Source organism: Azonexus sp., assembly GCF_041909095.1.
In the GTDB taxonomy this organism is placed as follows: Bacteria; Pseudomonadota; Gammaproteobacteria; order Burkholderiales; family Rhodocyclaceae; genus Azonexus.
In genome coordinates, this window is the sequence record NZ_JAYREB010000001.1 from 267798 (window position 1) to 280826 (window position 13029).

Genomic DNA, 13029 nt, shown 5'->3' on the forward strand with positions numbered 1-13029 from the left:
GCCGCCGCCCCCCTAAATTCGCCGCTGACCCGCGACCACCGCCCGAGGAACTCCCATGCAGATCGGCACCCCGCTTTCCCCTTCCGCCACCCGCGTCATGCTGCTCGGTGCCGGCGAACTCGGCAAGGAAGTCGTCATCGCGCTGCAGCGCCTGGGTGTCGAGGTGATCGCCGTCGACCGCTACGCCAACGCCCCCGGCCAGCAGGTCGCCCACCGCGCCCACGTCATCGCGATGACCGACGGCGCCGCGCTGCGCCGCCTGGTCGAGCTGGAGAAGCCACATCTGATCGTCCCCGAGATCGAGGCCATCGCCACCGACACTCTGGTCGAACTGGAAGCCGAAGGCCTGGCCGAAGTCATCCCGACCGCCCGCGCCGCCCGCCTGACCATGAACCGCGAAGGCATCCGTCGCCTGGCCGCCGAGGAACTGGGGCTACCCACCTCGCCCTACCGCTTCGCCGACTCGCTCGCCGAGCTGCAGGCGGCAATCGACGGCGGCATCGGCTACCCGTGCATCGTCAAGCCGGTGATGTCGTCGTCGGGCAAGGGCCAGTCGCTGCTGCGCTGCCCGGACGACGTGCAGAAAGCCTGGGACTACGCGGCGAGCGGTGGCCGGGTCAATCAGGGGCGGGTGATCGTCGAGGGCTTCATCGATTTCGATTACGAGATCACGCTACTCACGGTGCGCGCCCGCGATGCCAGCGGCGAAGTGGTCACCCGTTTCTGCGAACCGATCGGCCACATTCAGGTTTCCGGCGACTACGTCGAATCATGGCAGCCGCAGGCGATGACCCCGGCGGCGCTGGCGCGGGCGCAAGAAATCGCTGGCGCGGTGACCGGCAACCTCGGCGGTCGCGGCCTGTTCGGCGTCGAACTCTTCGTCAAGGGCGACATGGTCTGGTTCTCGGAAGTCAGCCCGCGCCCGCACGACACCGGGCTGGTGACGCTGTGTTCGCAGCGTTTTTCGGAATTCGAACTGCACGCCCGCGCCATCCTCGGCCTGCCGGTCGACACCGCGCTGCGCGAGGCGGGCGCCTCGGCGGTGATCTACGGCGGCATGGAAGAAAAAGGCATCGCCTTCGCCGGCGTTGCCGACGCGCTGGCCGTGCCGCGCAGCGACCTGCGCCTGTTCGGCAAACCGGAAGCCTTCAGCAAACGACGCATGGGCGTCGCCGTCTCCAACGGCGCCGACACCGACGAAGCACGCGCCCGCGCCAAGCTGGCGGCGAGCCGGGTGCGGCCGGTCAAGGCATAGGCTTGAGACTGCCGCGATAGGCGGCGAGGCGTTTCTCCAGACCGGCCATTTCCTCCAGCGCCGCATCGAGCGCGCCCGTCTGCGGCGTTTCGGCGAGCGCCAACTGGCGGGCCAGCGCAGCGAGCGCCGTCACCGCCGCCGCCGCGCGTTCGAGATCGGCGGCGCTGCGCTGCGCCAGTTCGCCGTCGTCGATGTCCAGCGCCCGCCCCTCCTCGAGCAGCAGGCAGAGCCCGCCAAGTTCGCCGAGCACGCTGTGCACCAGTTGTTCGACCGCCGCCGCGTAACGCTGGTAGCTCAATTCGCCGACCGTGAACCGCCGCGCCAGCCAGCGCCCGGCCTGACCGGCGGCTTCGCCCAGGGTATCGAGCAAGGCGGCGGCGTCGGCGTTGCCGAGTTTTTCGAAGCGCCAGCGCAGGGCATCGATCCGCCGCTGCCAGGCGAGTTCGGGCGCCGCTTCAAGGCTCCCCAGCAGGTCGACAATACGGGCCATCACCGCTTCCCGGCGCCAGCGCCATTCGCCGAGCGCCAGCGGCAACAGCGGCAGGCCAGCCCGTTCCAGCAAGGCGTAGCGCCCGGCACTCCACGCCGCGTCGCCGTTCGTCACCAGATCGATCGCCAGGACGCGGCTTTCGCGCTGCACCAGGAGGTCGACCGCCTGCCCGGCGACGGCGAAATCGATCCAGCAGCGGCAGCCCAAGGCCTCCAGCGCCGCCACCAGTTCCTGACGCAGGCTGCCGAAGGCCGGCGCCACCGCCGGCGTTGCTGCCACCGCGGGCGGATGCTGCAGGTAGGCAACGAGCAGGCTGCCAGCCGGCGCGTCGTCGAGCGTTTCCGGCACATGCAGCACTTGGCGCCGGCGGGCCCGGGTGATGGCGACGTTGAAGACGTCGCGGCGTTCGAGGTAGCTCCAGGCGGCACGCGCGCGGCCAGGAAAGACGCCGCTGGCGAGCAGGATGATGTCGCGCTCGGCGCCCTGGAAGCCATAGGGCGTGGCGACCAGCAGATCGTGGCGGGTCAGGGTGGCGAGGTCGAACTCGGCCATCACCCGTTTCTGCAAGGCCTGCGCCAGCGCCGAAAACATCGCCAGCACGCCGATGCTCGGGCAGTCTTCGGGCGGCAGGCCGCGACTCTGCTCGACCAGGCGGCGCAGGCTGGCGAGCACGGCGTCGATCTCGCCGCGGTTGAGGTCGCCCTCGACCTGCACCGGGCAGCGCACCACCTGCAGCGGCGGCGCTTCGGTCAGGCGATGGGTGTCAGTGACGATGCGCAAACGGCCTTCGTAGAAATGGCGATTGCTGAAATCGATCAGTTCGGGGTGACTGCGGAAATGCTCGTCCAGCCAGACCTGGGCCGCCGGCCGGACGAGCGCGTTGATCGCGTAATCGAGCAGCGATTGCTGGCGGTAGTCGAGGCTGACCGGCAGATGGGCGACGCCGTGTTCGAGCGCCAGTTGCTCCTGGCGGGCCACCGCCAGGAAGGAGAAATGACGCAACTGCCGCGGATCGCCGACAACCACCGCGCGCCTTGCGCGCTGCAGCGCCGGCAGGGCGAGCGCCAGGTTGCACTGGGTCGCCTCGTCGATCAGCAGCAGGTCGAACAGGCCGCAACTGAGCGGCAGGGCGCGATCGAGCGCCGGCGCGGCGACCACCCAGACCGGGAAAGCCCGGGTCAGCGTCGGCCAGTCGATGGCTTCCAGACGATCGCTGCGGTGGCCGGAACTGCGCGAACGCAAGGCGACGGCGAGCGCCGCCAGTTGCCGCCGGTGACTGGCCAGCAGGCGGGCATGCCCATCCTGCGCGGCAAGCGCCAGACGACGCCGGGCCAGCGCCTGATGCGCCTGCAACTCCTGCTGGTAGGCGGCCCAGACCTCGCCGAGCAGCGGCTGGCGCTGGCTGCGCCAGGCCAGCCAGCGCAGGCGCAACGTCGACCACAGACCGCCATCGCCGGCAGCAAGCTGGCCGCCCTGGCGCTCGGCCCGCTGCAGGGCGCGCTGGAAGCCCGCCGCGCTGCGCCGTTGGCGGCGGACCGCCCGCTGCAAGGCGCGGCCGGCCTGCGCCGCCGAGGCTGCGGGCGCCTCCGCGCCAGTGGCGAGCAGGCTGTCGAGTTGCTGCAGCAGGCGCTGCCGGTAACCGCCGGCGCCGGCGCGCACCACCTGCCGCGCCGCGTCGGCGAAAGCAGCCGCCAGCTTGTCGTGCACGACGTCGGCGGCGTGTTCGTTGGCGCAGACGACGAGCACTTTTTCGCCGCGTAGCACGCGGTCGGCGACGATGCCGGCGATGGTAAAGGTCTTGCCCGTCCCCGGCGCGCCGTGGATGACGCTCAAGGTCTCGCTGGCGGCGTTGTACAGCGCCTTCTCCTGCGCCGCGCTGAGCCGGCTGGGCAGCGACTCCGGCACCGGGGGCGGCCCATCGCCGGCCGGCGCGGCGCCGCCCAGGAGTTGCGTCAGACAGGGCGAGAACACCCCGCCGGCGGCGATCGCTTCCAGTTCGAAGGCGGTCGTCGCCGCCGTCCGGCTGCGTTCGCTGAGCCAGAGCACCGCCGTATCGGCGCGCCGGGCGGCGTCGCCGCGCAGGCCGGGAAAATCGGCAACGGCGACGAAAGGCGGCAGCGGCGCCAGCGCTTCGACCCGCGCCAGCACCTCGGCCAGGCGGCTATCGTCGGCGCCGACGCTGAGCCAGTCGCGCGGCAGGTCCAGGGCGCTCAGGATCGCCGGGTTGAGGCGCAGGCTGTCGCGCTCCGGGCTGGCGTAGAACTGGCCGGCGCGCTGCTCGAGACGGGCCTCGGCGAGGAACAGCGGCGCCCGCAGCCAGCGCCTGGCCTCGTTCGCCGAACGGGCGCAGACGATGCGCGCGCCCAACAACAATTGCCGCTCCTGGCGCTGGATCTGCACCAGGCTGGCGAGGCGGCGGCCGACCGTTTCCGGCAGGACGATTTCCGCCGGCAGGCCGTCCGCCGTCTCGGCCAGCGGCGTCAGCCAGTGTTCCTTCTCGCCGCTGGCCAGAAAATCGTCGAGTTCGCGCCCGCCGCTGTCGGCCAGCAGGCAGTCGCGAAAATAGCGGAGCAACCCGGCAATGCCGTCGCCGGCCAGTGCCACCGCCTCAGACCGTCCCGTGATCGGCCGGCAGGCGCTGCACCAACGTCGCGGCCTCGGCGGTCAACTGGTCGAGGGCCTCGATGCTGCGCGCCATCTCGGGCAGCGCCTGGCGCCGGAAGCTGGCGACTTCGTCGATGGTCGCCCGGAGGTCGACGAAGGCCTGGCGCAGCACCCCGACATCGAGCTGGGCCGACGCCGCCTGGCGATGGATCGCCGCCCCCTGGGCGCGCAACTGGCGGGCGCTCTCGGCGAGGATCTTCTCGGTGCTGCGATTGACCGCCTCGACCTTGTCGAGAACGATGCGCTGGTTGGCCAGCGCCAGCGCCAGCGTGACGGCGACGCCGAGCGCGTTGACCGTCACCGTCAGGGCGCGGTTGACGCCGCGGATCAGTTCGTCGTTGTTGCGCACGATCAGGGCGCTGGTCAACACGCCCTGCTGCGACACCAGCAATTGCTGCTGGAGGTCCTGGATGCGCTGGCGCAAGGCGAACAGCAGTTCGTCGCGAACGATCGCGGCACGCGGGTCGTCGGCCGGGATTTCCTCGGCCAGGCGCTGGCTGAGGCGCTCGTCGATCGCCTGCGCGTAAGCCAGCGCACCGTTCAGTTCGTCGACCAACGCCTGCAATTCGGTCTGGTCGGCGCGCAGGCTGATGTTGTCGCGTTTCAACGATTCGCGGCCCTTTTCCAGCGACTTGACGATGGCGTCGAGCGTCGCCGAGGCCGATTCGAAGCGCGAGAAATAGCGTTTGGCCGGCGTCCCGACGAAGGGCAGGTAGCCGAGCAGGCGGGGAAACCAGCCGGGCTGGAAATCGACGCCGGCCGGATCGAGCGCTTCGATCTGCACCTTGAGATCGATCAGCGTCGCCGCCACCCCCGAGCCCTCGCCACTCTGCACCGCCATCTGGCGCAAGGGCTGTTTGAGCAGCGCACTCTGACGCGCCGCCTTGAACTGCAGCTTTTCCCCGAAAGCGCGCAGATGCGCCTCGATTTCGCCGCGCCCCGGGGCATCGCCCTCGGCCAGCAACAGCAGATGATCGGCGACCCGCTCAGCATCGCCGGCGCCTTGCTCGCCGAGATGATCGAGCAAGGGCGACGGCAGCCATTGCTGCACCGACGACACTTCGACTGTTGTTGCCATGAAAGCCCGACCCCGCGCGTTATGCCAAAGGCGTCATTCTAGCCGCTCGGCCGGCGCCGGGACAGCCGCCACTGCGTCGCTCAGACCCCGGCAATGCGCGAGGCGGGAAACCTGGCGGCGAAGCGGCTGCCTTCGCCCGGCTTGCTGGTGACTTCCAGCGTTGCCTGGTGGCGGCTCAGCGAGTGCTTGACGATCGCCAGGCCGAGGCCGGTGCCGCCGGCGTCGCGCGAGCGGCCGCGGTCGACGCGGTAGAAGCGCTCGGTCAGCCGCGGGATGTGCTTGGCGTCGATGCCGATGCCGGTATCCTGGACGGCGAATTCGGCGCCTTCGGACGACACCTTCCAGCTCAGGGTGATCGTTCCGCCGTTCGGCGTGTAGCGCACGGCGTTGGCGACCAGGTTGGCGAAGGCGCTGATCAGTTCCGATTCGGCGCCGAGCAGGTCGCCCTGGCCCTCGGTTTCGAGATGGATGGTGTGGCGGCCGGCGGACAACGCTTCGGCGTCACGGTAGAGCTTGTCGACCAGGGTCGCCATATCGACCACTTCGTCGTGCGGCGGCGGCGCCGACTCGATCGATGAAAGGGTCAGCAGGTCCTGGACGATCGACAGCATGCGCGTCGATTGCTGTCCCATCAGTTGCAGGTAGTGCTGGCGCGATTCGGCGTCGACGTCGATTTCCTGCAGGGTCTCGACAAAGCCGGAGAGCACGGTGAGCGGCGTGCGCAACTCGTGCGAGACGTTGGCGACGAAGTCGCGGCGCATGCTGTCGAGGCGATCGGTCTGCGTGATGTCCTTGACCTGGAGCAACCAGCAGTCCTCGGCATAGAGGATCAGGTAGAGGGAGAGCACGCGCTCGAAGTAGCGGTCGAGGCGCAGGGTCAGTGGGCGCGAAAAATCGGCCTCGGCGAGGTAGGCGACGAATTCCGGCTGGCGCAGGATGTTGGCGATCGAGGCGCCGCGGTCGCGCGTTGAATCGAGACCGAGCTGACGCTCGGCGGTCTTGTTGCAGAACTGGATGTAGAAGTTGCCATCGAGCAGCACGATGCCGTCGTTCATCGCATGGACGGCGGCGATCAGGCGGGCGATGTCGCGCTCGCGCAGTTCGATCTTCTCGAGCAGTTCCTTCTCGTGGCGGTAGAGGCGGCGGAAGATGCGGTCCCAGTCGCCGTCGCCTTCCAGGCTGGCGTCGAGAACCGGCTTGCGGGTCCACCGTTCGAGGCGCGAAAAGTTGCGGTAGTGCATCGCCAGGTGCAGGCTGAGGCCGGCGTAGAACAGCACCCAGCCCATCCAGGCCTCGACGAAGTAACCGAGCGGCAGGGCCACCGCCGCCGTCAACACGCCATAAAACAGGGCCCGCTGCACGCCGCTCAGGCTCCCCGGAACCGGTAGCCGGTACCGCGCACCGTCTCCACCCGTTCGTGATGGCCGCTTGCTTCCAGCGCGGCGCGTAGGCGGCGGATATGGACATCGACCGTGCGCTCCTCGATGAAGACGTGGTCGCCCCAGACTTCGTCGAGCAACTGGGCGCGCGTGTAGACGCGCTCGGCGTGGGTCATGAAGAAGAACAGCAGGCGGAACTCGGTGGGCCCGAGATCGATCGGCTGGCCGGCGGCGACCACCCGGTGCGTCGCCGGGTTGATCTGCAGGCTGCCGACCTCGACCGCTTCGCCGGCGAGGTGCGGCGCCCGGCGGCGTAGCACGGCACGCACCCGGGCGACCAGTTCCTTGGGCGAGAAGGGTTTGGTCACGTAATCGTCAGCGCCAGCGTCGAGGCCCTGCACCTTGTCTTCCTCATGGACGCGTGCGGTCAGCATGATGATCGGAATCTCGCGCGTCCGCTCGTCGGCACGCAGCTTCCTGGCCAGCGCCACGCCGGACTGGCCGGGCAGCATCCAGTCGAGGACGATCAGATCGGGCAGCGCGGCGCGGATCGCCGAATCGGCTTCTTCGGCGCTGCCGGCGCGGACGACGAGAAAGCCCGCGTGCTTGAGGTTGATGACAACCAGTTCCTGGATGGCCGGTTCGTCTTCGACGACCAGTATCGTCGGTGTCACTTGATCGCCTCCTTGTCGTGACGGATATCGCGGCCTTCGACCACGTAGATCACCTGTTCGCAAATGTTCTTGGCATGATCGCCGATGCGCTCGATGGCCCGCGAAATGGCCATGATTTCGAGCGAAGTCGTAATGGTACGCGGGTCTTCCATCATGTGCGTGATCAACTGGCGGATGATCGACTTGAACTCGAGGTCGACGTCCTGGTCGGCGCGGATCACCTCGATTGCCTGAGCCGCGTCCTGGCGGGCGAAGGCGTCGAGCGAGCGACGCACCAGCGCGAGCACCGCTTCGGCGAGGTGACGGATGCCGACACCATATTGCGTCGGCTGATGGCCGGCTTCGTAGATGCGGCGGACGCTCTTGGCGATCTTCTTGGCTTCGTCGCCGGTCCGTTCGAGGTCGGTGACGATCTTGCTGATGCCGAGCACCAGGCGCAGGTCGGACGCTGCCGGCTGGCGCTGGGCGATGATGTGGGCGCAATCCTCGTCGATCGAACGCTCCAGCTGGTTGATCCGGCGGTCGGTCTCGACGATGGTCTTGACGCTCGCCACCTCGCCGCTGGAATAGGCTTCGATCGCCGCCGAGATCTGGGTTTCGACGACGCCGCCCATCTGCAGCACATGGGTGCGCAGGCGCGCCAGATCCTCGTCGAACTGGCTGGATACGTGCAGGGTTTCGTTCATTTCTGGTCTCCGATCAGCCCATGCGGCCGGTGATGTAGTCTTCAGTGCGCTTGTCCTGCGGCTTGATGAACAGCTCGTCGGTCTTGCCGAATTCGACCAGCTCGCCCAGGTACATGTAGGCGGTGTAGTCCGACACCCGCGCCGCCTGCTGCATGTTATGGGTGACGATGGCGATGGTGAACTCGCGCTTCAGTTCGTGGATCAGTTCCTCGATGCGCATCGTCGAGATCGGGTCGAGCGCCGAGGTCGGTTCGTCGAGCAGCAGCACCTGCGGCTTCACCGCAACGCCGCGGGCGATGCACAAGCGTTGCTGCTGGCCGCCTGACAAACCGGTACCGGGCTTGTTCAGCTTGTCCTTGACCTCGTTCCACAGCGCCGCCTTGGTCAGCGCCCACTCGATGCGATCGTCCATCTGGTTGCGGCTGAGCTTTTCGTGCATGCGCACGCCGAAAGCGATGTTCTCGTAGATCGACATCGGGAACGGCGTCGGCTTCTGGAAGACCATGCCGACCTTGGCGCGCAGTTCGATGGTATCGACGCCCTTTTCGAGGATGTTCTTGCCGGCGACGATCAACTCGCCCTCGGCATGCTGTCCCGGGTAAAGGTCGTACATGCGGTTGATGGTGCGCAGCAGGGTCGATTTGCCGCAGCCCGACGGGCCGATGAAAGCGGTGACCTTGCCCTTGTAGATCTCGAGGTTGATGTTCTTGAGGGCGATGGCCTTGCCATAGTAGAAGTTGAGATTGCGGATGCTGATCTCGGGAGTCAGTTTCTGAACGACGGGTTCGACGGGCATCATGATGGATTCCATAAGAGTTGATCTGCGTCTCAGTGGTTGGCCGATTGCTGGCGGAAGACGACGCGCGCCAGGATGTTGAGGAAGAGCACGCCCATCGTGATGATGAAGACGCCGGCCCAGGCGAGTTCCTGCCAGTCGGCGAAGGGGCTCATCGCGAACTTGAAGATGGTGACCGGCAGGTTGGCCATCGGCTCGGACAGGTCGGCACTCCAGAACTGGTTGGACAGGGCGGTGAACAACAGCGGGGCGGTTTCCCCGGAAATGCGCGCCAGCGCCAGCAGGATGCCGGTGATGACGCCAGTCTTGGCCGAGCGCAGGGTAACCATCAGGATCACCTTCCACTTCGGCGCGCCGAGGGCGAAAGCGGCTTCACGCAGCGTGTTCGGCACCAGGACCAGCATATCCTCGGTGGTGCGCACGACAACCGGGATCACCAGCAGGGCCAGGGCCAGCGCGCCGGACAGGCCGGAGAACTTGCCGACCTGGGCGACGTAGATCGCATAGATGAAGAGGCCGATGACGATCGACGGTGCCGACAGCAGGATGTCATTGACGAAGCGCGTCACTTGGCCAAGCACCGTGCGCCGGCCGTATTCGGCGAGATAGATGCCGGCGAGGATGGCGACCGGCGTGGCGATCAGCATCGCCAGACTGACCATCACCGCACTGCCGAAGATTGCGTTGCGCAGGCCGCCAGCACTACCGGGGGCCGGCGTGTCGAGCGTCAGCAGATCAAGCGACAGGGCGCCGATGCCCTGCTCGAAGACCATCCAGAGGATCCAGATCAGCCAGAACAGGCCGAAGGCCATGGCCGCCAGCGACAGGCTGAGGGCGATGACGTTGGTGGTTTTACGACGGGTTCTCAGGTCCATGACCGATTCCTTAGTGGGCGCCGCCGCCGTTCTGCTTTTCCATCGACAGGAGCAGCAGTTTGGACAGCGAGAGCACGATGAAGGTGATGACGAACAGGATCAGGCCGAGTTCGACCAGCGCCGCCGTGTACAAGCCGGGCGTCGCTTCGGCGAATTCGTTGGCGAGCGCCGAGGTGATGCTGTTGCCCGGCATGAACAGCGAGAAGCTGCCGAGCAGGCTGGCGTTGCCGATGACGAAGGTGACCGCCATTGTCTCGCCGAGCGCACGTCCGAGACCGAGCATGACACCGCCGATGACGCCGACCCGGGTATAGGGCAGGACCACCTTGCTGACCGTCTCCCAGGTCGTGCCGCCCAGGCCGTAGCAGGATTCCTTGAGCATCGGCGGCACCAGTTCGAAGACGTCGCGCATCACCGAGGCGATGAAGGGAATGATCATGATCGCCAGGATGATGCCGGCGGCGAGGATGCCGATGCCGAGCGAAGGCCCGGAGAACAGCGCGCCGATCAACGGCAGCTTGCCCAGCGTCTGGGCGATGAAGGGTTGCACGTACTGGCCGAAGATCGGCGCGAAGACGAGCAGGCCCCAGATCCCGTAGACGATGCTGGGGATGCCGGCGAGCAGTTCGATGGCGATGCCGAGCGGGCGGCGCAGCCAGGCCGGCGCCATTTCGGTAAGAAAAAGGGCGATGCCGAAGCTGATCGGCACCGCGATGACCAGGGCGATGATCGAGGTGACGATGGTGCCGTAGATCGGCACCAGGGCGCCGAAGTCGTCAGCCGGCGGGTTCCAGGCGGAGCTGGTGAGGAAGCTGAAGCCGAATTTCTCGATCGACGGCAGGGCGCTCCAGGTCAGCGAAATCACGATCCCGGCCATGAGGGCCAGGGTGATGAAAGCGACGCCGCGCGTCAGGTTGAAGAACAGCAGGTCGGCCAGCCTGCCTTTGGCTTGCGTATCACTCATGACGGTTGTCCGTTTTGATTGGGTCTTGCAGTTTTCGCGTCCGGCGAAAGAAAACGCCTCCAGCCACTAGGACCGGAGGCGTCCGGTTCAACGCTGGCCCCGCTTACTTGACGGCCTTGCCGGAAGCGTCCTTGATGTTGGCCCAGGAAGCGGCAATCTGCTTGACCAGGCTATCCGGCAGCGGCACGTAGTCGAGGTCGGAAGCCAGCTTGGCGCCGTTCTTGTACGACCACTCGAAGAACTTCAGCACTTCGGCAGCCTGCGCCGGCTTGTCCTGAACCTTGTGCATCAGGATGAAGGTGGCACCGCTGATCGGCCACGCACCCTTGCCCGCCTGCGCGGTCAGGATTTCACCGAAGGCCGACTTGTTCCAGTCGGCGCCGGCGGCGGCAGCCTTGAAGGTTTCGTCGTCGGGACGGACGAATTCGCCGGCCGGGTTCTTCAGCCAGGCCCAGGCCAGGTTGTTCTGCTTGGCGTAGGCGTATTCGACATAGCCGATCGAATTCGGGATGCGCTGCAGGAAGGCGGCGACGCCTTCGTTGCCCTTGCCACCCATGCCGGTCGGCCACTGCACGGCCGTACCTTCGCCGACCTTGGTCTTCCAGTCGCTGCTGACCTTGGCCAGGTAGTTGGTGAAGATGAAGGTGGTGCCCGAACCGTCGGCGCGACGGACGACGGCGATGTCGTCGCCAGGCAGCTTGGCGTTCGGGTTCAGCTCGGCGATCGCCTTGTCGTTCCACTTGGTGATCTTGCCGAGGTAGATGTCGGCGACGATCTCACCGGTCAGGCGAAGGTCGCCGGCCTTGACGCCGGTCACGTTGACCACCGGCACAACGCCGCCGATCACGGTCGGGAACTGGACCAGGCCGTCCTTGGCCAGCACTTCCTGCTTGAGCGGCATGTCGGAAGCGCCGAAATCGACGGTCTTGGCGTTGATCTGCTTGATGCCGCCGCCGGAGCCGATCGACTGGTAGTTGACCTTGTTGCCGGTCGCCTTCTGGTAGGCATCGGCCCACTTGGCGTAGACCGGGGCCGGGAAGGAAGCGCCGGCACCGGTGATTTCAGCGGCCTGAGCACCGAAGCCGGCAAGACCCAGCGACAGGGCGAGCAGGGAAGCGCGGAAGATACGGGATTGCAACATGTCTGGTTCCTTCTGTGGGTGAAATGGACGGACGCAGTCTAGGAAGCTTTTGTTACAGCCGGATGACAAAGACCCTGGCGCGATTTTTCCGTCAAAAAAATGTCACCTTGCCGAAATAACATTTCGCCGGACATTTCGATATTATTGGAAATATGGAAATCAAGAACGCCACCGAAAAGCTCGCCGCCCTCGGCAACGAATCCCGGCTCGCCATCTTCCGCCTGCTCGTCGAAGCCGGCCCCGCCGGCCTGAGCGCCGGCGCGCTGGGGCGCACGCTGGACCTGGCGGGGGCCACCGCTTCCTTCCATTTCGCCCACCTGAGCCGGGTCGGCCTCATCGAAAGCCGGCGCGACGGGCGCAGCATCATCTATTCCGCCTGCTACCCGGCGATGGACGAGCTGCTCGCCTTCCTCACCCACAACTGCTGCCAGGGCAACAACTGCCTGCCGCTGACGAGCGCCTGCGACAGCATCGAGAAACGCCGCCCGCTCCCCCAACCCGACGGAGAACCCCCAATGAACGACCGCATCTACAACGTGCTCTTCCTGTGCACCGGCAATTCGGCGCGCAGCATCATTGCCGAAGCCCTGCTCAACCACCTCGGCCAAGGGCGTTTCCGCGCCTTCTCGGCCGGCAGCCGGCCGACCGGCACGGTCAATCCCTACGCCCGCGAACTGCTTGAACGCCAACAGCTCCCCACCGCGCAACTACGCAGCAAGAGCTGGGACGAATTCGCCCAGGCCGACGCCCCCCACCTCGACTTCATCTTCACCGTCTGCGACAACGCGGCCGGCGAAGTCTGCCCGGTCTGGCCCGGCCAGCCGATGACCGCCCACTGGGGCGTCGCCGACCCGGCGGCGGTCGGCGGCGACGCGGAGACGCGGCGTAGCGCGGTGATGCAGGCGAGCATCCAGTTGAAACGGCGCATCGAACTTTTCCTTGCCCTGCCGATGGACAAACTCGATGCCATGACCCTGCAGGACAATCTCGATCAGATTGGCCGCCAGAAGGACTGAAGACCCCGACC

The 13029-nt window shown here is 66.9% G+C and carries 11 protein-coding genes and 1 pseudogene; 3 read left to right on the plus strand and 9 right to left on the minus strand.

Annotated features, from left to right (window positions below):
• Positions 1 to 55: 55 nt before the first annotated feature.
• Entirely contained in the window at positions 56 to 1255 is a 1200-nt protein-coding gene (purT, locus tag ACE3OV_RS01315) for a formate-dependent phosphoribosylglycinamide formyltransferase (protein ID WP_374324252.1), read from the plus strand.
• Here the strand turns inward: purT and ACE3OV_RS01320 are convergent.
• The 9 genes from ACE3OV_RS01320 to pstS form a co-directional block, all read right to left on the minus strand.
• Entirely contained in the window at positions 1245 to 4349 is a 3105-nt protein-coding gene (locus ACE3OV_RS01320) for a DEAD/DEAH box helicase (RefSeq protein ID WP_374324254.1), read from the minus strand. The genes purT and ACE3OV_RS01320 overlap by 11 nt on opposite strands.
• Before the next feature lie 4 nt (positions 4350 to 4353).
• Positions 4354 to 5487: a toxic anion resistance protein gene (locus tag ACE3OV_RS01325; RefSeq protein ID WP_374324256.1), complete on the minus strand. Its 1134-nt coding sequence runs from the start codon at positions 5485 to 5487 to the stop codon at positions 4354 to 4356.
• An 80-nt stretch (positions 5488 to 5567) separates the two neighbouring features.
• The gene (gene phoR, locus ACE3OV_RS01330) at positions 5568 to 6848 is read right to left on the minus strand and encodes a phosphate regulon sensor histidine kinase PhoR (RefSeq protein WP_374324258.1); all 1281 of its coding nucleotides are present in this window, start codon (positions 6846 to 6848) and stop codon (positions 5568 to 5570) included.
• A 5-nt stretch (positions 6849 to 6853) separates the two neighbouring features.
• A complete protein-coding gene (gene phoB, locus ACE3OV_RS01335; RefSeq protein ID WP_374324260.1) occupies positions 6854 to 7540 on the minus strand; it encodes a phosphate regulon transcriptional regulator PhoB in 687 nt (228 codons plus the stop codon).
• Entirely contained in the window at positions 7537 to 8226 is a 690-nt protein-coding gene (phoU, locus tag ACE3OV_RS01340) for a phosphate signaling complex protein PhoU (protein ID WP_374324262.1), read from the minus strand. Before phoU ends, phoB begins: the two co-directional genes overlap by 4 nt.
• A 13-nt stretch (positions 8227 to 8239) precedes the next feature.
• Positions 8240 to 9025, minus strand: coding sequence for a phosphate ABC transporter ATP-binding protein PstB (gene pstB, locus ACE3OV_RS01345; protein WP_374324264.1), 786 nt, complete (start codon positions 9023 to 9025; stop codon positions 8240 to 8242).
• A 29-nt stretch (positions 9026 to 9054) separates the two neighbouring features.
• Positions 9055 to 9897, minus strand: a complete 843-nt coding sequence (pstA, locus tag ACE3OV_RS01350) for a phosphate ABC transporter permease PstA (RefSeq protein WP_374324266.1) — start codon at positions 9895 to 9897, stop codon at positions 9055 to 9057.
• Positions 9898 to 9907: 10 nt separating this feature from the next.
• Positions 9908 to 10861: a phosphate ABC transporter permease PstC gene (gene pstC, locus ACE3OV_RS01355; protein ID WP_374324268.1), complete on the minus strand. Its 954-nt coding sequence runs from the start codon at positions 10859 to 10861 to the stop codon at positions 9908 to 9910.
• A gap of 103 nt (positions 10862 to 10964) precedes the next feature.
• A complete protein-coding gene (gene pstS, locus ACE3OV_RS01360) occupies positions 10965 to 12002 on the minus strand; it encodes a phosphate ABC transporter substrate-binding protein PstS (RefSeq protein ID WP_374324270.1) in 1038 nt (345 codons plus the stop codon).
• A gap of 152 nt (positions 12003 to 12154) precedes the next feature.
• Between pstS and ACE3OV_RS01365 the strand changes: the two are divergent.
• Positions 12155 to 12337 (plus strand): annotated as a pseudogene (locus ACE3OV_RS01365) (ArsR/SmtB family transcription factor); the annotation flags it as partial.
• Positions 12338 to 12517: 180 nt separating this feature from the next.
• The gene (locus tag ACE3OV_RS01370; RefSeq protein WP_374326215.1) at positions 12518 to 13018 is read left to right on the plus strand and encodes an arsenate reductase ArsC; all 501 of its coding nucleotides are present in this window, start codon (positions 12518 to 12520) and stop codon (positions 13016 to 13018) included.
• Positions 13019 to 13029: the final 11 nt, after the last annotated feature.

Excerpts from the sequence above, each read along its gene's own strand:
- pstB (WP_374324264.1), bottom strand. The coding sequence starts at position 9,025 with ATGATGCCCGTCGAACCCGTCGTTCAGAAACTGACTCCCGAGATCAGC.
- pstS (WP_374324270.1), bottom strand. The coding sequence starts at position 12,002 with ATGTTGCAATCCCGTATCTTCCGCGCTTCCCTGCTCGCCCTGTCGCTG.
- purT (WP_374324252.1), top strand. The coding sequence starts at position 56 with ATGCAGATCGGCACCCCGCTTTCCCCTTCCGCCACCCGCGTCATGCTG.
- pstA (WP_374324266.1), bottom strand. The coding sequence starts at position 9,897 with ATGGACCTGAGAACCCGTCGTAAAACCACCAACGTCATCGCCCTCAGC.
- ACE3OV_RS01370 (WP_374326215.1), top strand. The coding sequence starts at position 12,518 with ATGAACGACCGCATCTACAACGTGCTCTTCCTGTGCACCGGCAATTCG.
- pstC (WP_374324268.1), bottom strand. The coding sequence starts at position 10,861 with ATGAGTGATACGCAAGCCAAAGGCAGGCTGGCCGACCTGCTGTTCTTC.
- ACE3OV_RS01325 (WP_374324256.1), bottom strand. The coding sequence starts at position 5,487 with ATGGCAACAACAGTCGAAGTGTCGTCGGTGCAGCAATGGCTGCCGTCG.
- phoU (WP_374324262.1), bottom strand. The coding sequence starts at position 8,226 with ATGAACGAAACCCTGCACGTATCCAGCCAGTTCGACGAGGATCTGGCG.